The organism is Pseudomonas sp. GW821-FHT09E04 (genome assembly GCF_059416185.1).
Window position 1 is genome coordinate 628785 of record NZ_JBWKOR010000003.1, and the last position, 18791, is coordinate 647575.

11 protein-coding genes are annotated in these 18791 nt (G+C 62.5%); 8 read left to right on the forward strand and 3 right to left on the reverse strand.

What is annotated here, in order from left to right:
• Positions 1–485: 485 nt before the first annotated feature.
• Both AC07N4_RS14055 and AC07N4_RS14060 read right to left on the reverse strand, forming a co-directional pair.
• Positions 486–1823 (reverse strand): lysine N(6)-hydroxylase/L-ornithine N(5)-oxygenase family protein, encoded by a 1338-nt coding sequence (locus tag AC07N4_RS14055; RefSeq protein ID WP_096821164.1) that lies wholly within the window; start codon positions 1821–1823, stop codon positions 486–488.
• 132 nt (positions 1824–1955) lie between these two features.
• Positions 1956–2438 (reverse strand): sigma-70 family RNA polymerase sigma factor, encoded by a 483-nt coding sequence (locus AC07N4_RS14060; RefSeq protein WP_096821163.1) that lies wholly within the window; start codon positions 2436–2438, stop codon positions 1956–1958.
• A gap of 320 nt (positions 2439–2758) precedes the next feature.
• Here AC07N4_RS14060 and AC07N4_RS14065 point away from each other — a divergent pair, with 320 nt between their 5' ends.
• Genes AC07N4_RS14065 through AC07N4_RS14075 form a run of 3 tightly spaced genes read left to right on the forward strand, consistent with a single transcriptional unit; the run spans position 2759 to position 7307 of the window.
• Positions 2759–3931, forward strand: a complete 1173-nt coding sequence (locus tag AC07N4_RS14065; RefSeq protein ID WP_096821162.1) for an efflux RND transporter periplasmic adaptor subunit — start codon at positions 2759–2761, stop codon at positions 3929–3931.
• Positions 3932–5905: a MacB family efflux pump subunit gene (locus tag AC07N4_RS14070; RefSeq protein ID WP_096821161.1), complete on the forward strand. Its 1974-nt coding sequence runs from the start codon at positions 3932–3934 to the stop codon at positions 5903–5905. It abuts the gene before it with no gap.
• 7 nt (positions 5906–5912) lie between these two features.
• A complete protein-coding gene (locus tag AC07N4_RS14075) occupies positions 5913–7307 on the forward strand; it encodes an efflux transporter outer membrane subunit (RefSeq protein WP_493066273.1) in 1395 nt (464 codons plus the stop codon).
• Positions 7308–7340: 33 nt separating this feature from the next.
• On the opposite strand, the gene pvdP is transcribed toward AC07N4_RS14075, so the two are convergent.
• On the reverse strand, positions 7341–8951 hold the full coding sequence (pvdP, locus tag AC07N4_RS14080; RefSeq protein WP_493066274.1) for a pyoverdine maturation tyrosinase PvdP: 1611 nt from the start codon (positions 8949–8951) through the stop codon (positions 7341–7343).
• Between the two features lie 184 nt (positions 8952–9135).
• On the opposite strand from pvdP, the gene pvdM reads away from it, so the two are divergent.
• The 5 genes from pvdM (at position 9136) to AC07N4_RS14105 (ending at position 18680) form a co-directional block, all read left to right on the forward strand.
• Positions 9136–10506: a pyoverdine-tailoring dipeptidase-like protein PvdM gene (gene pvdM / locus AC07N4_RS14085; RefSeq protein WP_493066275.1), complete on the forward strand. Its 1371-nt coding sequence runs from the start codon at positions 9136–9138 to the stop codon at positions 10504–10506.
• Positions 10503–11798 (forward strand): pyoverdine-tailoring periplasmic protein PvdN, encoded by a 1296-nt coding sequence (gene pvdN / locus AC07N4_RS14090; protein WP_493066276.1) that lies wholly within the window; start codon positions 10503–10505, stop codon positions 11796–11798. Before pvdM ends, pvdN begins: the two co-directional genes overlap by 4 nt.
• A gap of 39 nt (positions 11799–11837) precedes the next feature.
• Complete coding sequence (gene pvdO / locus AC07N4_RS14095) at positions 11838–12746, forward strand: dihydropyoverdine dehydrogenase (RefSeq protein ID WP_273539075.1); 909 nt, start codon at positions 11838–11840, stop codon at positions 12744–12746.
• An 88-nt stretch (positions 12747–12834) separates the two neighbouring features.
• Positions 12835–14493 carry a cyclic peptide export ABC transporter gene (locus AC07N4_RS14100; protein ID WP_493066277.1) on the forward strand — a complete coding sequence of 553 codons (1659 nt, stop codon included), beginning with the start codon at positions 12835–12837 and terminating at the stop codon, positions 14491–14493.
• Between the two features lie 35 nt (positions 14494–14528).
• The gene (locus AC07N4_RS14105; protein ID WP_493066278.1) at positions 14529–18680 is read left to right on the forward strand and encodes an amino acid adenylation domain-containing protein; all 4152 of its coding nucleotides are present in this window, start codon (positions 14529–14531) and stop codon (positions 18678–18680) included.
• Positions 18681–18791 lie beyond the last annotated feature (111 nt).

An 18791-nucleotide genomic window follows, 5' to 3' on the forward strand; every position in this document is an offset into this window, starting at 1 on the left:
CCCCTATGGTCAGCCGGGAAACCGTCAAGCAGGTACGTCCAGCCCTCTTGCACCGAAAAATTCGGCACGGCAAGGGTTGGCGCGCCAGTCAAAAAAGACAGGCGTGTCGATAGGGCTGCGATTGCGACGAAAAAGTCGAAACCACGCTCTTTTCAGCGTCGATGAGAAGGACGTCGGGACATGGTCTCAACTGACCATGATCGGGATGCCGCTGCTCGCTGTTCGGCGAGACAACGGCACAAAGGAATGCGCGTTATCTTGCCGAGAATCTGCCGGTTACAAGGACCGGCCGACAACTGTCACTCGAACAAGTACCCACTGTGGGTCTCCGCTATTGATGAAAACGCGCGAAGCTTACGCCCCGATGCCTGGAGAGTAAACCCGTAAAGGGAATGAGGTCGGAAGATGTGGAGGTCATTCAGGAAGGGTTCAGGATTGACCTCGAAACGACTCCCGCGCTCGGCGCGGGAGTCGTCAGGACGTCATCAGCTGGCCGTGGCCAACAACAAATCCATCACCGAACGGCTGTGCCCACGGTGCTTGCCATGCTCATACAGCGAGCCGGCGATCTCGTCCGCACGAATCGGCAGGATCGACAGCAGCGTATCGCTCAGGCCGTGGCTGGCCTGGCAGAAGCCCTGCATGTACAGACCGGCCTTGCAGCGCTCGTCGGTGATCAGCTTGTAGTTGCGATCGACCTCGAAGTCGCCCAGGTACTCTTCCAGCGGCGCCAGCAGTTTGCGATGCATCTGACGCTCGTAACCGGTGGCCAGCACCACCGCGTCGTAGGCACGCACGGTGACTTCGCCGGTAGCGTTGTTGCGCACGGTCAGTTCGATACCGTGTTCGGTGGCGGTGGCTTTCTCGACAGTGGTCAGGGTGCGGAACGCATGGCGCGCCACGCCCGAGACTTTCTGCCGATAGAAAATGCCGTAGATGCGCTCGATCAGGTCGATGTCGACCACCGAGTAGTTGGTGTTGTGGTACTCGTTGACCAGACGCTCACGCTCGCTGCTCTTCTGCTGGAAGATCAGGTCGGTGAACTCCGGCGAGAACACTTCGTTGACGAACGGGCTGTCGTCCGCCGGTTTCAGCGCCGAGCCGCGCAGGATCATGTCGACCTGCACCGACGGGAACGAATCGTTCAGATCGATGAACGCTTCCGCCGCGCTCTGGCCGCCACCGATGATCGCGATGCTCATTGGCTGATTATTGACGCACGGCTGCTTGGCCATCTCCGCCAGGTACTGCGAGTGGTGGAATACTCGCGCATCGCCCTTCAGTGCCTTGAAGGCTTCGGGAATGCGCGGTGTGCCGCCGGCACTGACCACTACCGAACGTGCGGTGCGAACGAATTGCTGGCCGTCCACACCACGGGAAATCACCCGCAGCGCTTCAACCTGATGGTTGTGCAGCACCGGTTCGATGGTCAGCACTTCTTCGCCGTAGCGGCTCTGTTCGGTGAACTGCGCGGCCACCCAGCGCAGGTAGTCGTTGTACTCCATGCGGCACGGATAGAAGGTGCCGAGGTTGATGAAGTCCACCAGACGACCGTGCTGCTTGAGGTAATTGACGAACGAGTACGGGCTCGTCGGATTGCGCAGGGTCACCAGATCCTTGAGGAAGGAAATCTGCAACTCGCTCTGGGTCGAGAGCGTGTTGCCGTGCCAGCTGTAGGTCGGTTGCTTGTCGAGAAACAGCACATCCAGTTCGCCCTGGGTCGGGCCGCGCTCTTGCAGAGCGATGGCCAGCGCCAGGTTCGAAGGGCCGAAACCGACGCCGATCAGGTCGTGAACGATGGGCGATGCAATTGCCTGTGTCATTTCCAGTGTCCTCTGGATGTACCCCTCAACAGCGGGGATGAAGCCTGGGTGACCTGACCGGCCTTGTGCAGGACAGCAGATCGTCTGTTGAGTAGGAACGAGGACGGTGAAAAAAAATTTAACCGGGAACGATCAATGTCCATCCCATTGCTTGATGCGCACTCGGCAATGTTTCATGGCGTTGACGATGTGTTTTTCGACCAAGGCCTTGGAAATACCCAGGCACTCGGCGATCTCCGGGTGCGACAGCCCTTCGATCTTGCGCAGCAAAAAGCTCTCGCGGCACAACGCCGGCAGCTCGGCCAGTGCACGCTGCAACAGCGCCAGGCGCTGGCCATGATCGAGACTGTGATGAGGAGAAGGACTGAAATAGCGCTCTTCGCTGTCGAGCACATCAAGGGATTCGACCTGGCGCGAAGCATTGCGCCGGTGGTCATCGATCACCAGATTGAGCGCCGTGCGGTAGAGAAATGCGCGGGGCTGCTCGATTGGCGTGTCGCTGGAACGCTCCAGTACCCGCAGATAAGCGTCATGCACCACATCTTCGGCCACCTGGCGGTTGCCTAGCTTGGCGTTCAGGAAACACACCAGCTCGCGATAGTAGTTTTCCAACATGACTCCCGGCCGCAGGGTGCGGTTTCGATCCTTGAGCCAGACCGGCGATCTGCCAAAACAGGCAGTGGCACGATGGTGGCAAATTCAGACGCGTAATTTATAGTAATTCTCATATAGATTTAAAGCGCTGTTTCCATTTGCCCGACAAATTGTTGCCAGCTATACCTGTTACCGCGTTTTTCAGCGCTTAAATTCCCCACACCGTCTCTCGTTTAAAGGACAGCCCCCCGTGTCTGTCGCGCCCTGCGACAGCGTTCGACCGTGGCCCGTTCGCGGTGCCTGCTGAACGACGGGCCGATTTCCACTGGCCGGAACCCTGCATGAAACGTCCCCGCCCCGCCCGACGCGCCCTGCTCATCGCCCTTTGTCTGATTCCCGTTATTGCCGTTGCCGCCTGGCAAGTCTTGCCGCCCGGCCGGGACAAATTCGCCACCGTGCAAGTCTCCCGTGGCGATATAGAAAGCAGCGTGACCGCACTCGGCACCCTCCAGCCTCGCCGCTATGTGGACGTCGGCGCCCAGGCTTCAGGGCAGATTCGCAAGATCCACGTGGAAGTCGGCGACGTGGTCAAGGAAGGCCAACTGCTGGTGGAAATCGACCCGGCCACGCAAAAGGCCAAACTCGACGCCAGCCAGTTTTCCATCGAAAACCTCAAGGCACAGTTGCAGGAACAACAGGCTCAACACGAACTGGCGCGCCAGAAGTACCAGCGCCAGCAGAACCTGGCCGCCGGCGGCGCCACCCGTGAAGAGGACGTGCAGACCGCCCGCGCCGAACTCAAAGCCACACAGGCGCGCATCGACATGTTCCAGGCGCAGATCCGTCAGGCACAGGCAAGTCTGCGCAGCGATCAGGCCGAACTCGGCTACACCCGGATCTTCGCGCCGATGGCCGGCACCGTGGTTGCGCTGGACGCTCGCGAAGGCCAGACACTCAACGCCCAGCAACAGACGCCACTGATCCTGCGGATCGCCAAGCTGTCGCCAATGACGGTCTGGGCGGAAGTTTCCGAGGCCGACATCGGCCACGTCAAACCGGGCATGAGCGCTTATTTCACCACCCTCAGCGGTGGCAACCGGCGCTGGAGCAGCACCGTGCGGCAGATCCTGCCAGTGCCGCCCAAACCGCTGGACCAGACCAGCCAGGGCGGCGGCAGCCCGACCAGCACCAGCAAAAGCGGTGCCGGTCGCGTGGTGCTGTACACCGTGTTGCTGGACGTCGACAACGCCGACAACGCGCTGATGGCGGAGATGACCACCCAAGTGTTCTTTGTCTCGAATCAGGCGAAAGACGTCCTCACCGCACCGATTGCGGCCCTGCATGGCAGCACCAAACCCGACAGCCAGATTGCCCGGGTCGTGGCACAGAACGGCGACATCGAGCAACGCACTGTGCGCACCGGCATCAGCGATCGCTTGAAAGTGCAGATCCTCGACGGCCTCAGCGAAGGCGATCATCTATTGATCGGCCCGGCCGACGGCAACGGAGGCTGAATGCAAACGCCCCTGATCGACCTGCAGGACATCCGCAAATCCTACGGCGGCGGTGACGCACCCGAAGTTCACGTGCTGCGCGGCATCGACCTGTCGATCCATGCCGGCGAGTTCGTGGCGATCGTCGGCGCGTCCGGCTCCGGCAAATCGACGCTGATGAACATCCTCGGCTGCCTCGACCGGCCCACGTCCGGCGAATACCGCTTTGCCGGGGAAAACGTCGCCGGCCTGGACACCGATGAACTGGCCTGGCTGCGTCGCGAAGCCTTCGGTTTTGTGTTTCAGGGATACCACCTGATTCCGTCCGGCTCCGCCCAGGAAAACGTCGAGATGCCGGCCATCTATGCCGGCATTCCCGCCGCCGAGCGCCATGCACGGGCCGCCGCCCTGCTCGAACGCCTCGGTCTGGCCTCGCGCACCGGCAACCGTCCCCATCAACTGTCCGGTGGTCAGCAACAGCGGGTGTCTATCGCCCGCGCCTTGATGAACGGCGGTCATATCATTCTGGCGGACGAACCGACCGGCGCCCTCGACAGCCACAGCGGCAAGGAAGTCATGGCGCTGCTTGACGAGCTGGCGAGCCAGGGTCATGTGGTCATCCTCATCACCCACGACCGTGAAGTGGCAGCCCGAGCCAAGCGCATCATTGAAATCAGCGACGGCCTGATCATCCGCGACAGCGCCACGGAAGACCCCACCGTGCAGGCCAGCGCCAACCCCGGCGCCTTGCAGGCCGTGGATCTGCGCAAGCGCCTGAGCGAGGGCAGCGAAGCGAGCGGCGCCTGGAAAGGCGAACTGGTCGATGCGGTGCAAGCGGCGTGGCGCGTCATGTGGATCAACCGCTTCCGGACCGCGCTGACGCTGCTGGGCATCATCATCGGCGTGGCGTCGGTGGTGGTCATGCTCGCCGTCGGTGAAGGCAGCAAACGCCAGGTCATGGCGCAGATGGGTGCCTTCGGTTCCAACATCATTTACCTCAGCGGCGCCGCGCCGAACCCGCGCACGCCGCCGGGCATCGTCACCCTGGATGAAGTCGCCGCACTGGCCAGCCTGCCGCAGATCACTCGCATCATGCCGGTCAACGGTGCCGAAGCCGGGGTGCGCTTCGGCAATCTCGACCACATGAGTTACATCGGCGGCAACGACACCAATTTCCCGGACATCTTCAACTGGCCAGTGGTCGAAGGCAGCTACTTCACCGAGGCCGATGAGCGCAACGGTGCGGCCGTCGCGGTGATCGGCAAGAAAGTCCGCGACAAGTTGCTCAAGAACGTGAGCAATCCCATCGGCCAATACATCCTGATCGAGAACGTGCCGTTCCAGGTGGTCGGCGTACTGGCCGGCAAGGGCGCCAGCTCCGGCGATCAGGACAGCGACAATCGCATCGCCATCCCCTACTCCGCGGCCAGCGTTCGACTGTTCGGCACGCACAACCCCGAGTACGTGGTGATCGCCGCCGCCGACGCGCGCAAGGTCCACGAAACCGAAATGGCCATCGAGCAATTGATGTTGCAGTTGCACAACGGCAAGAAGGATTTCGAGCTGACCAACAACGCCGCGATGATTCAGGCCGAAGCGCGTACGCAAAACACCCTGTCGCTGATGCTCGGTTCGATTGCCGCGATTTCGCTGCTGGTCGGCGGCATCGGCGTGATGAACATCATGCTGATGACCGTGCGCGAACGTACTCGCGAAATCGGTATCCGTATGGCCACCGGTGCCCGTCAACGCGACATCCTGCGTCAGTTCCTGACCGAGGCGGTGATGCTCTCGGTAGTCGGCGGCATTGCCGGCATCGGCCTGGCGTTGCTCGTGGGCGGCGTGTTGATACTCAGCGAAGTCGCCGTCGCATTTTCCTTGGTGGCCATCGCCGGCGCCTTCGCCTGCGCACTGATCACCGGGGTCGTTTTCGGCTTCATGCCCGCCCGCAAAGCTGCCCGGCTCGACCCGGTCACGGCCCTCACCAGTGAATGATCGATCTATGAAACCGCAACTGAGCCTGTTGACCCTTTGCCTGATGCTGAGTGCCTGCGGCAGCCCCGCCCCACGCCCGGAAAGCGGCGTGACCGCCCCCGCCGCGTGGCAGTCGCCGACCGGGCAATCGGTGGCGCAGACCAACCAGCAATGGTGGACGCATTTCGCCAGCCCGCACCTGAACCAGTTGATCGGACAGGCGCAAAGCGGCAGCCACGACCTGGCCGCCGCCATTGCCCGCGTGCGTCAGGCCCGCGCCAGCACGGTGATCGCCGGCGGTTCGCAATTGCCGGAAATAACCGCAGGCCTGAATGCCAACCGCCAGAAACTGCTGCGCGGCAACGGCTACAGCCAACTGGATGCCGACAGCAGCAACAAGGCTGTGGACTACTTCGACGCCAACCTCAGCGCCAGTTATGAAATCGACTTCTGGGGCGGTCAGTCCGCCACCCGCGAAAGCGCCCGCCAAGGCTTGCGCGCCAGTGAGTTCGATCAGGCCACCGTGGAACTGACCCTGCTCAGCGACGTCGCCAACCGTTACACCCAGACGCTGTCATTGCAGGAACAAAGCCGCATTGCCGCGCTGAACCTGGCCAACGCGCAGAGTGTTCTGCAACTGGTGCAGACCCGTTTCAATGCCGGCTCTGCCACCGCGCTGGAACTGGCCCAGCAGAAAAGTCTGGTGGCCGCGCAACAGCGACAACTGCCCACGGTGCAGCAACAGGCCGAGGACGCGCGAATCGGTCTTGCGGCTCTGCTCGGGCAACCGGTGCAGGAATTACCACCGAGCCTCGAATCGTTCGATCAACTGCAATGGCCGCAAATCGCTGCCGGATTGCCCAGCGATCTGCTGACCCGTCGCCCGGACATCGCCCGCGCCGAAGCGCAACTGGCAGCCGCCCAGGCGGACGTCAAAGTCGCCCGCGCCGCCATGCTGCCCAAGGTCACCCTGAGCGCGCAGCTGGGTTCCGGCGCCAACCGCTTCGACGATGTAATGCGCAGCCCGTTCTACAACTTCACCGCCGGGCTGATCGCACCGATCTTCAATAACGGTCGTCTGTCCGCAGAACGCGACAAGGCAACCGCTCGCCAGGAAGAACTGCTGGAAACCTATCGCGGCGCGATCATCAATGGCTTCGCCGACGTGGAAAAAGCCCTGAACAGCATTCAGGGTCTGGATCAGCAGCGGCAATGGCAGACCGAAGAACTGAACCAGGCACAGACTGCGTTCAACCTTTCCCAAAGCCGCTACCAGGCCGGCGCCGAAGACCTGCTGACGGTGCTGGAAACCCAGCGCACGCTGTACGCCGCGCAGGATCTCAACGTGCAACTGCGACTGGCGCGGATGCAGGCGAGCATTGCGTTGTACAAAGCGTTGGGCGGGGGTTGGGAGACGCGCTGAAAAACAAAAGATCGCAAGCTGCGATCTTTTGCTTCAAACCTTGGCTTTCAAATGACGCGCATACCACGGCCGTTGCGGCACGCGGCGGAACAGCGCGGCGAGTTTCTTCTCGTCGCCGATGAAGGTGATGCGCAGCGCCAGCTTCATGGTCTCGGGATCCATCTCCACTGACTTGCCCACCTGCAAACCCGGCGTCGTGCTGCAACCGTGGGTGGTCGGCCCCAGCCACGGATCCGCGACCTCGTTCCAGCGCCCCGGCGCAAACCACTGCACACCGTTGACCACTTGCCGGGTGACTTCGCCCGGATGGAAACGTTCGTGAGCGCGGAACCAGTCCTCGATGCGGTCATCGATCCAGCCGTGGAAATGCCAGAACACCGGGTTGACGTGGGATGAAAACGGATCGCCGAGGAAGTCGTTTTCCGCCGCAAACCAGCGTGCGGCGAAATCCGCCGGATCCCGGGCAAACGGCACCGGTTGGCCGTTGGACGGATCGCGCGGCACCGAGGCCCAGCGCATGTGCAGCCAGTCGTGCAGCCCCAGCTCCACTTCTGAACCGAACTGGCCCAACGTGAGCTTGGCCAGATAGGCCGGATCGCGGTACTGCGACTCCCAGACCTGAAAATTGCTTTCATAGGTTTCGGCGGTTTTCAGGTCGCTGACCCATTGACTGTACTCATTGTCGCCATCGGCCAGCCACGTCGGCGGCAGTGCCGTGCCGTCGTGGTTGTCGAAGTAGCGGGCGAAACCGACCCGGTCGCGGATCAGTTCGGGTTGCGGCAGCGGGAAATACTCCCACGACGGCAGATCCTGCATCGAACGCGCCGTGCCCAGCATGTGCCGGTGCATGAAGAAGAAGTCGACGCCCGAACCGTTGCGATCCTTGCGGTCGCCACGGGCATCGCGCTCGTTGTCACGCGGGCCGGGCTGCCAGCCGAGACCGCGCAACGCGTTGCGCTTGTCTTCGGCCAGGGTGTGCCACTTGTCCCGCGTCGCATGCCAGACCTGGTGAAACAACCGATGCTCGGGAGAGATCAGCCACGCCAGCAGCGTCGGATTCAGCGGCGTGCGCTGCCGGGCTTCGGGGAACAGATGTTTGACAGCAATGAAGCGGTTGTCCTGCATCGGCAGCGCCAACGGCCGATCCAGACGTGACACCCGACCGCTGAGGCTGCCGCTGCCGGCGTTGCCGAAGTCGGCCCAGACTTCGTCGAGGATCATTTGCAGTTCGTAATCGACATGACCGTTCGCGCTGATCAGCCGCCAGCTCAGCTTCGCTGCGTCGCCCTCGGCCAGATCTCCGATTATTCGGTAACGCGGTGTTTCGCCGGAGCGCAGACGCTCGGGCGTATCCAGAAAACCGCAGACACCGCGCCCCTTCTGGCCGATGTCGAGGAACACTTGCAGACCGCTTGCCGGCAGCCCTTCGACACCGGCGTCGCGGCCCTCGAAACGGATGTCCCAGACCCCGCGCAATTTGTTCGCCAGACGCTGACCGGCCATGTCGGCCACGTCGAACGACGCCTCGCCGGGGGTGATCGTGGGGTCCGGTCTGGTCCATTCACGATGACCAAAATAAGCCGCAGGCACCGCAGCGCCGGTCAGCGCCAGGCCTGCCATGAACCATCGTCGAGAAATCTTCATTGCCCTACCTGTGTCAGCCATGAAGCAGGCCTTATCCAAGCTAGAACGTACGCTGCCCCGACAAATTTAAGGGCGCCCTCGCCACGGGGCGATGCGACTAAATTTCGTTGCCAATCACTCGTTCTTTCCAGATAGCAATGGCCCCTGCGCCAGTACCTCGACGGCGAACCTGACTGAGATGGCAATGACAAAACCACGTTCGAAAAAGGCTCTTTTCATTGGCCTGCCACTGGCCCTGGCGATCAGTGCCGCAGCAGGCTTCGCAGCCTGGGATTACTGGCTCAACGACAACCCCGGCTATCCGGCCAAGGTGATGGACCAGGCCCGCGAGATGCACCAGCACCTGCTGTCGTTCGACAGCCACATCACCGTCCTCCAGGACTTCGGTACCCACGGCAATAAAGCCGACAAGGACGGGCCCGGGCAATTCGACCTGATCAAGGCCAATCGCGGGCAATTGTCCGGTGCGGCGCTGACGATTTTCGGATGGCCGGAACTGTGGAACGGCGCCAATGCGCCGCACAAGCCGACGGCGGGTTTCGTTGAAGAGGCGCGCAACCAGCAGGAGATCCGCTACAAGATCATCTCCGGCATGGTCCGCGACTTCCCCAATCAGGTCGGGATCGCCTACACGCCCGATGATTTCCGGCGCCTGCACGGCGAAGGCAAGTTCGCGATTTTCATCAGCATGCTCAACGCCTACCCGCTGGGCCACGACCTGAACCTGCTGGACCTGTGGACCGCGCGCGGCATGCGCATGTTCGGTTTCAGCTACATCGGCAACAACGACTGGGCCGACTCGTCCCGGCCACTGCCGTTCTTCAATGATTCGCCGGACGCGCTCGACGGTCTCTCCGACATCGGCAAGCAAGCAGTCAAGCGCCTCAACGATCTGGGCGTGATCATCGACGTGTCACAGATGTCGACCAAAGCCCTGGAGCAAGTCGCACAACTGAGCCGTACACCAATGGTGGCCTCGCACTCGGCGCCTCGGGCGATGGTCGACATCCCCCGCAACCTCAGCGACAAAGAACTGCAACTGATCAAGAACAGCGGCGGCGTGGTGCAGGTGGTGGGTTTCTCGCAGTACCTGCGCCCGCTGACCCAGACCACCCAGGACAAACTCAACGAACTGCGCAAGAGCTTTGACCTGCCGCCACTGCCCAATCTCGCGATGGCGCTGATGCCGGGCGACCCGATCATCGCCGCGTGGCCCGAGGCCAAGTTCGGCCAGTACGCCAGCCGCCTCTACGCGATCCTCGATGAGGAACCCAAAGCCACGCTCAAGGACTACGGCGACGCCATCGATTACACCGTGCGCAAGATCGGCATCGACCATGTCGGCATCAGCTCCGACTTCAACGAAGGCGGCGGCGTCAAAGGCTGGGAGAACGTCGGCGACATCCCCAACGTCACCGCCGAACTGATTTCGCGCGGCTACTCCGAAGCCGACATCGCCAAGCTCTGGGGCGGCAACTTCCTGCGGGTCTGGGATCAGGTGCAGAAAGCCGCCCGACCTGCGCTGATTTCACAGCAGGACAAGATCAAGCCATGAGTGATCGTCGTACGTTTCTCAAGCAGGCGGGGATTCTCGCCGCCGGCCTGCCGCTGGCCTCGGGCATCGTCCAGGGCGCCAGCCCCGCCAACACCGCGAACGTTGCGCCAGCAGCGCCGGCACAGGACAAATGGGCGCAACTGCGCACGCTGTTCGAGCAGGATCCGGACTGCCTGCACTTCTCCAACTTCCTGATCACCTCGCACCCCAAACCGGTGCGTGACGCCATCGCCCTGCACCGCGCCGCCCTCGACAAAAACCCAGGGCTGGCGATGGACTGGGACCTGGGCGTGATCGAGCAGCGCGAGGAAGAGGTGCGGGTCTGGGCCGGACGCTATCTGCAAGCCGGTGCCAGACAGATCGCCCTGACCGGCAGCACCACCGAGGGCCTGGCGATGATTTACGGCGGCGCCCATGTGCGTGCCGATCAGGAAATCCTCACCACTCAACACGAACACTACGCCACCCACACCATCCTCGCGCTGCGCACACAGCGTGAAGGCACCAAAGTGCGCAAGATCCGTCTGTTCAAGGATCCGCACACGGCGACCAAGGCCGAAATCCTCGCGGCCATCGACAGCAACATCCGCCCCGAAACCCGCGTGCTGGGCATGTGCTGGGTGCATTCGGGCAGCGGCGTGAAACTGCCGATCGCCGAAATCGGCGCGTTGGTCGACAAGCACAACAAGGGCCGTTCGGACGACAACCGGATCATCTATCTGGTGGACGGCGTGCACGGCTTCGGCGTCGACGATCTGAGCTTCCCGGCGATGAACTGCGACTTCTTTATCGCCGGCACCCACAAGTGGATGTTCGGCCCGCGCGGTACCGGCATCGTCTGCAGCCGTTTTGATCAGGTCAGGTACGTCACACCGATCATTCCGACCTTCTCCGAAGCCACCGCGTTTTCCACCACCATGACCCCCGGCGGCTACCACGCCTTCGAGCACCGCTGGGCCCTGAACGAAGCGTTCAAGTTGCACCTGCAACTGGGCAAGGCCGAGGTCCAGGCGCGCATTCACGCCTTGAACAGCTACCTGAAAAAACGCCTGCAGGAACACCCGCAGATCGAACTGGTCACGCCGCTGAGCCCCGAACTGTCCGCCGGTTTCACCTTCTTCCGGGTCAAGGGCAAGGACTGCGACAAGATCGCCGCCTACCTGATGCAGAACAAGGTGATCGCCGATGCCGTCGACCGCGACGTCGGCCCGGTCATTCGCAGCGCGCCGGGCCTGCTGAACAACGAACAAGAAATCGACCGCTTCATGACCGTGCTCGTCAGCCAGATCTGAGCACCGCGAACTCCTTTAAACCTGTTATCGAGAGAAATGATGAACAGTGAGCTACGTAGTTTTTCCATCAAGTCGCTCCCCGCGCTGACCCTGGCCGCCCTGCTCGCCAGCCTGTTGCCGGGGCTGGCGCAGGCGGCTGAACCGCTGCAGCCGGGCAAGGTGTTCAAAGACTGCAAGGACTGCCCGGAAATGGTCGTGCTGCCCACCGGCACGTTCACCATGGGCACCCCGGAAGACGAAGTCGGCCGCGAGCCGGACGAAGGCCCGATGCACCCGGTGACGTTCGCCAAACCGCTGGCCATCAGCCGCTTCCAGGTCCTTCGGGGCCAGTGGGACGCCTACCTCAAGGACACCGGTTATCAGATGCCCGACGGTGATGATCGCGAGGGCCGCGCGTGCAAGGCCGGGATTCCGGATTATGCGGGCAGCGACCCGCGCAAGCAGTACACCGACAGGCATCCGGCCGTGTGCATGGACTTCGCCGAGGTCAACGCGTATGTGGCGTGGCTCTCGAAAAAGACCGGCAAGCAATACCGTCTGGTCAGTGAGTCCCTGCGCGAATACGCCGCGCGTGCCGGCAGCGCCGGGCCCTTCCCTTTCCCGTTCGATGAGGGCAAGGAATACAGCATCGCCAAACACGCCAACACCTATGGCGCGGCCGATGGCTACAACTTCACCGCACCGGCCGGCAGCTTTCCGGCCAACGCCTTCGGCGTCTATGACATGCACGGCAACGTCTACGAATGGACGGCCGATTGCTACAACGAAAACTACGTCGGCGCTCCGAGTGACGGCAGTGCGTGGCGGAGCGGCGACTGCACCATCCAGCGCATCCGCGGCAATGACTGGGGCGAAGCGCCGGTGTTCTCGCGTTCCGGCAACCGCAACGCGGTCTACCCCAAAGTGCGTGGCGACTGGCTGGGCTTTCGTGTAGCCCGCGACCTCTGATCCACCCCGGCGTCGACCATCGGGTCGACGCCCTCCCGGTTTTTCTCGAATCATCGCCCCCAGCGGCCTCCTAAAGCGGAATCCCCCCATGACCACTAAATCCCGTGGCGCCATCAGCGAAGTTCTCAGTCTGCTCAAGCCCTATTGGCTGGTGGTCATGATCTCGATCATGCTCGGCATGGTCGGCGGCCTCAGCGTCACGGCGTTGCTGGCGACCATCAATGACGCCCTGAACGCCAACGGCAGCCCGTCGCTGGGCGTGCTCGCCAGTTTCGCCGGGCTCTGTGCACTGGCACTGTTGAGCTCGATCCTGTCCGACATCGGCACCAACCATGTCGGCCAGCACATCATTGCCGGACTGCGAAAATCCCTTGGCGAAAAAGTCCTGCTGGCGCCGATCGAACAGATCGAACGCTTCCGCAGCCATCGCCTGATCCCGGTGCTGACCCATGACGTCGACACCGTCAGCGACTTCGCGTTTTCCTTCGCGCCGCTGGCCATCGCCTTCACCGTCACCCTCGGTTGCCTGGGTTACCTGGCCTACCTCTCGGTGCCGATGTTCGCGCTGCTGCTGGTGGCGATCATCATCGGCACCGTCGTGCAGTACATCGCCCGGGCCAAAGGCATCAAGGGTTTCGAAGCCGCCCGTGAAGCCGAAGACGAACTGCAAAAGCACTACAGCGCCATCGCGGCCGGTGCCAAGGAACTGCGCATCCATCGCCCGCGCCGTCAGCGCATGTTCAGCCAGCGCATCGAAGGCACCGCCGATTACATCTGCAACACCCACATCCGTTCGATCAACACCTTCGTGGTCGCCAAGACGTTTGGCTCGATGCTGTTCTTCGTGGTGATCGGCCTGGCACTCGCCCTGCAATCCTTCTGGCTGGGCACTGACAAAGCGGTGCTCAGCGGTTTCGTGCTGGTACTGCTGTACATGAAAGGCCCGCTGGAATACCTGGTGACCACCCTGCCGGTGGTCAGTCGCGCCAACATCGCCTTCAAACGCATTGCCGATCTGGCGGAACAGTTTTCCTCCCCGGAACCCCACCTGCTGCTGAGCGACACCGCCAGCGCCAAACCGGTGGTCGAGCATCTGGAACTGCGTGACGTTCACTACGCCTTCGCCGCCGTGGACGACAACAAACCGTTCACCCTCGGCCCCGTCAATCTGTCGATCCGTCAGGGTGAAATCGTGTTCATCGTCGGCGAGAACGGCGGCGGCAAAACCACCCTGATCAAATTGCTGTTGGGGCTGTATGCGCCAAAGGGCGGGGAAATCCTGCTCAACGGTGCGCCTGTGGTGGCCGAGAACCGTGACGATTACCGTCAGTTGTTCACCACGATTTTTGCCGACTACTACCTGTTCGACGAACTGGTGCAAGGCGATCAACAAGTGCCCGAGGACGCCAACCGCTACCTCGAACGCCTGGAGATTTCGCACAAGGTCAGCATTCGCGATGGCGCGTTCAGCACCACCGACCTGTCCACTGGCCAGCGCAAGCGTCTGGCCCTGCTCAACGCGTGGCTGGAGGAACGTCCGGTGCTGGTGTTCGACGAATGGGCAGCGGATCAGGACCCGGTGTTCCGGCGGATTTTCTACACCGAGCTGCTGCCAGAACTCAAATACCTGGGCAAGACCATCATCGTGATCTCCCACGACGACCGTTATTTCGACGTCGCCGACCAACTGGTGCGCATGCAAGGCGGCCAGGTCATCAGCGAAAAAGCCCCGGCAGCCGTCTGCTGAACCGGCCCGCCCCTGTCGAGTGTTAAGAGAAAGCCATGAACGAACTTCTTGATGATGACCTGCTGGCGCTGCTGTTGGCCGATGCTGACGCCGTCGAGCCAGACCCGGTCGCCACCCGCCGCGCACGCCTCGATCGGGCGCCGCTGTCGTACGCCCAGCAGCGCCTGTGGCTGGTGCAGCAACAGGCACCGGCGAATGCCGCCTACAACTTGCCGCGCGCCTTGCGCCTGGACGGTGACCTCGATCCGCAGGCGCTGGAAACCGCACTCAACGCGGTGATCGATCGCCACGACATCCTGCGCACTGCCTTTCGCGAAATCGACGGCGTGCCGACCCAGGTGGTCGAGCGCCAGATACGCCTGAACCTCAAGCGCCAGGACCTTTCCTCGCTGGATGAGGACACCCGTCGCCTGCACCTCGAACAACGCCTCCAGACCCAGGCGCTGCAACCGTTCGACCTGAGCCGCGCACCGCTGATCCGCACCACCCTGGTCAAGACCGCCGAGCGTGAACATGTGTTGCTGCTGAACATGCACCACATCGTGTCCGACGCCTGGTCCAACGCAATCCTCATGCAGGATCTGGCGCGCGCCTACGCGCAGGCCAGCGCCGGCCTCAGCCCGGCCCTGAGCGAGTTGCCGATCCAATACAGCGACTACGCGCAGTGGCAACGCAGCGAGTACCTCGACGGCGTGGCCTGCAAGCGCGCCGACCATTACTGGCGCCAGTACCTGGGCCGCGAACTGCCGGTGCTTGAGCTGCCGGTCGATCATGCCCGTGCCGACGGCCAGCAACACCTGGCCGGGCGTCATTCCCTGAGCCTTGCGCCCACAGCGCTGCAAGCCCTCAACCGTTTCTGTCAGCACGAGGGCCTGACCCCGTTCGTGCTGGCGATGGGCGCGTGGCAACTGCTGCTCGGCCGTTACAGCCAGCAACGCGAATTCACCGTCGGCGTGCCCAACGCCAGCCGCAACCGCAGTGACAGCCAGGAACTGGTGGGCTTTTTTGTCAGCAGTCAGGTGTACAAGGCGACGCTCGACGGCCAGCAACCGGCGCGGGACTTCCTGAACGCCTTGCGCGCGCATTCGCTGGCAACGTTGGAGCACGCCGATTACCCGCTGGAGTTGTTGTTCGATCAACTGCAACGCGGCAGTGCGACATCGCTCAATCCGCTGTTCCAGGTGTTGTTCAACTGGCGCACGGGCGGCGGCGAACCGGCGGCCGTGGAATGGGGCGGGCTGAACCTGCAATTTCTCGATGTCGGCGAAAGCCAGGCCAAGTTCGACCTGTCGCTGGACATCGACTTCAGCCCGCAGAACCTGCAAGCCACGTTCGAATACAGCCGCGACCTCTACACCCCCGCCACCATCGAGCGCTTGGCCCGGCACTGGCAGCAATTGCTGCTGCAACTGATCGCCCGCCCCGATTTGCGCCTGGACGAGTTGCAGTTGCTTGATGCCGAAGAGCATCGGCAGACCCTCGCTGAATGGAACCCGCAGCAGACCCGAATCGCCCCGTCGCTGTGCCTGCACCAGTTGATCGAAGCGCAGGTCGCCCGCAATGGCGCCGCCATCGCCCTGACCTTCGGCGAACAACAGGTCAGTTACGCCGAGCTCAACCGCCAGACCAACCGTCTGGCCCACCGTTTGATCGCCAACGGTGTCGGCCCGGACGTGCTGGTGGGCATCGCCGCCGAGCGCTCGCCGCAGATGCTGATCGGCCTGCTGGCGATTCTCAAGGCCGGCGGCGCCTATGTGCCACTGGACCCGGCCTACCCGGCTGATCGTCTGGCTTACATGATCGAGGACAGCCGCATCGACTGGGTCCTGACCCAGTCCCATCTGCGTGAACAATTGCCATTGCCGGCCCACGTGCGCTGCGTGCTGCTCGACGACGCCACGAACCTGAGCGACGCCGCCGAGCACAACCCCGACGTGGCCGTGCAGCCGGACAATCTGGCGTACGTGATCTACACCTCCGGCTCGACCGGCAAACCCAAGGGCGCCCTGCTCGCGCATCACAACGTCGTACGTCTGTTCGAAGCCACCACTGGTTGGTTCGGCTTCGATCAGAACGATGTCTGGAGCCTGTTCCATTCCTATGCCTTCGACTTCTCGGTCTGGGAGATCTTTGGCGCGCTGCTGTACGGCGGTCGCCTGGTAATCGTGCCCCACGCCGTCAGCCGTTCGCCGCAAGACGTCTACACGCTGCTCTGCGAGGAAAAAGTCAGCGTGCTGAACCAGACGCCGTCGGCGTTCAAACAACTGATGAAAGTCGCCTGCGAAGCCGACCAGCCGTTGACCCAGCAGCTGCGCTACGTGATTTTCGGCGGTGAGGCGATCGAGGTGAAAAGCCTGCGCCCCTGGTTCGAACGCTTCGGCGATCAGGCCCCGCAACTGATCAACATGTACGGCATCACCGAAACCACCGTTCACGTCACCTACCGGCCGCTATCGCTGGCCGACCTGAATGCAGAGTCCGCCAGCCCCATCGGCGTGCCGATTGCCGACCTGTCCTGGTACCTGCTGGATGAAGGCCTCAACCCGGTCGCCAAAGGCTGCACCGGCGAGTTGTACATCGGTCGTGCCGGGCTGGCCCGGGGTTACCTGAACCGCACCGACCTGACCGCCACGCGTTTCATCCCCGACCCGTTCGACAGCGTTCCGGGTGGGCGTCTGTACCGTACCGGCGACCTGGCGAAATACTGCAACGACGGCAGCATCGAATACGTCGGACGGATCGACCATCAAGTAAAAATCCGTGGTTTCCGCATCGAACTGGGCGAGATCGAAGCGCGTCTGCTCGATCAGCCGCAGGTGCAGGATTGCGCGGTGCTGACCCACGACGGCCCGAGCGGCCTGCAATTGGTGGCCTACGTCATCGCACCGGATTCGACGGAACTGCGCGACACCCTGATCGCTGCTCTGCGGGCGCAATTGCCCGATTACATGGTGCCTGCGCACCTGTTGTTCCTTGAGCGCTTCCCGTTGAACGCCAACGGCAAACTCGACCGCAAGGCCCTGCCGGAACCGGATGCCAGCCTCTGGCAACGAACCTACGTGGCGCCGGGCAATCCGCTGGAAGAAGCGCTGGCCAGTCTTTGGCAGCAGTCGTTGAACATCGAGCGCGTGGGGATCACCGACAACTTCTTCGAGTTGGGCGGCCATTCGATTCTCGCGATCCAGTTGATCGCCCAGCTCAAGGCACAGCTCGATATCGAAGTGCGCCTGCAAGAGCTGCTGGCCCACCCGACCATCGCCGAACTGTCCGCTTTCGTCGCCCGCCAGCATTTCGCAACCGCGCAATGCGTGGTCGAACTCAACAACGCACCGGCCGACGCACCGGCACTGTTCTGCCTACACCCCAGCGGGGGCATCGTGTTCTGCTATCAGCCTCTGGCCAAACGCTTGAACAACCGGGCGAAAGTCTACGGCGTGATGCATCGCGGCTTCTCGCAGCAACACAACGACGCACAAACCTGGTCGGAGATGATCGCCGACTACAGCCGTGAAATCGTCAACACCCAGCCGCAGGGGCCTTATCACCTGATGGGCTGGTCGCTGGGTGGTCCACTGGCCATGGACGTGGCCGCGACACTGGAGTCTCAGGGTCATGAAGTGGCGTTTCTGGGACTGGTCGACGGTACCGTGCCGGCTTCGGCCTTCCCTGCCGACCTGCCACGCTTCCAGCGACCGGACGACGAAGCGCTCGGCGTCACCTCGGAAGAAGTGCTCGACGCCGTGCACTACTTCAACCTGTTGTTCCCGACCCTGGCACTGCGCACCACCGCCTACCTGCAAACGTCGCCGCATGGCAGCGTCAAAGACTTCTATGACTGGGCAGCCGGTCAGGTCGAGCCGGGGCAAGGTGACTTGCTGGCCACCGTGCAGAACATCAAGAGTGAAGTCATGAACGCCCAGGCGTTCTCGGTCCACGAGCGTCTGGTGGAAGCCTTCGAGGCCTTCACCTACAAGTCACTTCGGGTCAAACCGAGTTGCTGGTGGGCGGTGCCGGAAAAAACCGCAGAGGAACTGGCCTTCAGCCAGGCGCTGATCCAGCGCTACAGCCAATCGGGCGAACTGAACTGCTCGCAGCTGTCACCACTGGAACACCGCAGCATGATCTTCCAGGATGAATTGCTCGACCCCCTGATCGACACGTTCCTGAGCAACAGTCGAGTGCGCTGAGCCCTCCGCGCAAGCCCCAAAAACCCCGTCAATCCTTGGTTGACGGGGCTTTTCTTTGGGGAGCCTTTCGTTCATCCGCCGCCGAAACCAGGCGCCGACGATTTATTCAGG

Excerpts from the sequence above, each read along its gene's own strand:
- AC07N4_RS14055 (WP_096821164.1), bottom strand. The coding sequence starts at position 1,823 with ATGACACAGGCAATTGCATCGCCCATCGTTCACGACCTGATCGGCGTC.
- AC07N4_RS14060 (WP_096821163.1), bottom strand. The coding sequence starts at position 2,438 with ATGTTGGAAAACTACTATCGCGAGCTGGTGTGTTTCCTGAACGCCAAG.
- AC07N4_RS14065 (WP_096821162.1), top strand. The coding sequence starts at position 2,759 with ATGAAACGTCCCCGCCCCGCCCGACGCGCCCTGCTCATCGCCCTTTGT.
- AC07N4_RS14070 (WP_096821161.1), top strand. The coding sequence starts at position 3,932 with ATGCAAACGCCCCTGATCGACCTGCAGGACATCCGCAAATCCTACGGC.
- AC07N4_RS14075 (WP_493066273.1), top strand. The coding sequence starts at position 5,913 with ATGAAACCGCAACTGAGCCTGTTGACCCTTTGCCTGATGCTGAGTGCC.
- pvdP (WP_493066274.1), bottom strand. The coding sequence starts at position 8,951 with ATGAAGATTTCTCGACGATGGTTCATGGCAGGCCTGGCGCTGACCGGC.
- pvdM (WP_493066275.1), top strand. The coding sequence starts at position 9,136 with ATGACAAAACCACGTTCGAAAAAGGCTCTTTTCATTGGCCTGCCACTG.
- pvdN (WP_493066276.1), top strand. The coding sequence starts at position 10,503 with ATGAGTGATCGTCGTACGTTTCTCAAGCAGGCGGGGATTCTCGCCGCC.
- pvdO (WP_273539075.1), top strand. The coding sequence starts at position 11,838 with ATGAACAGTGAGCTACGTAGTTTTTCCATCAAGTCGCTCCCCGCGCTG.
- AC07N4_RS14100 (WP_493066277.1), top strand. The coding sequence starts at position 12,835 with ATGACCACTAAATCCCGTGGCGCCATCAGCGAAGTTCTCAGTCTGCTC.
- AC07N4_RS14105 (WP_493066278.1), top strand. The coding sequence starts at position 14,529 with ATGAACGAACTTCTTGATGATGACCTGCTGGCGCTGCTGTTGGCCGAT.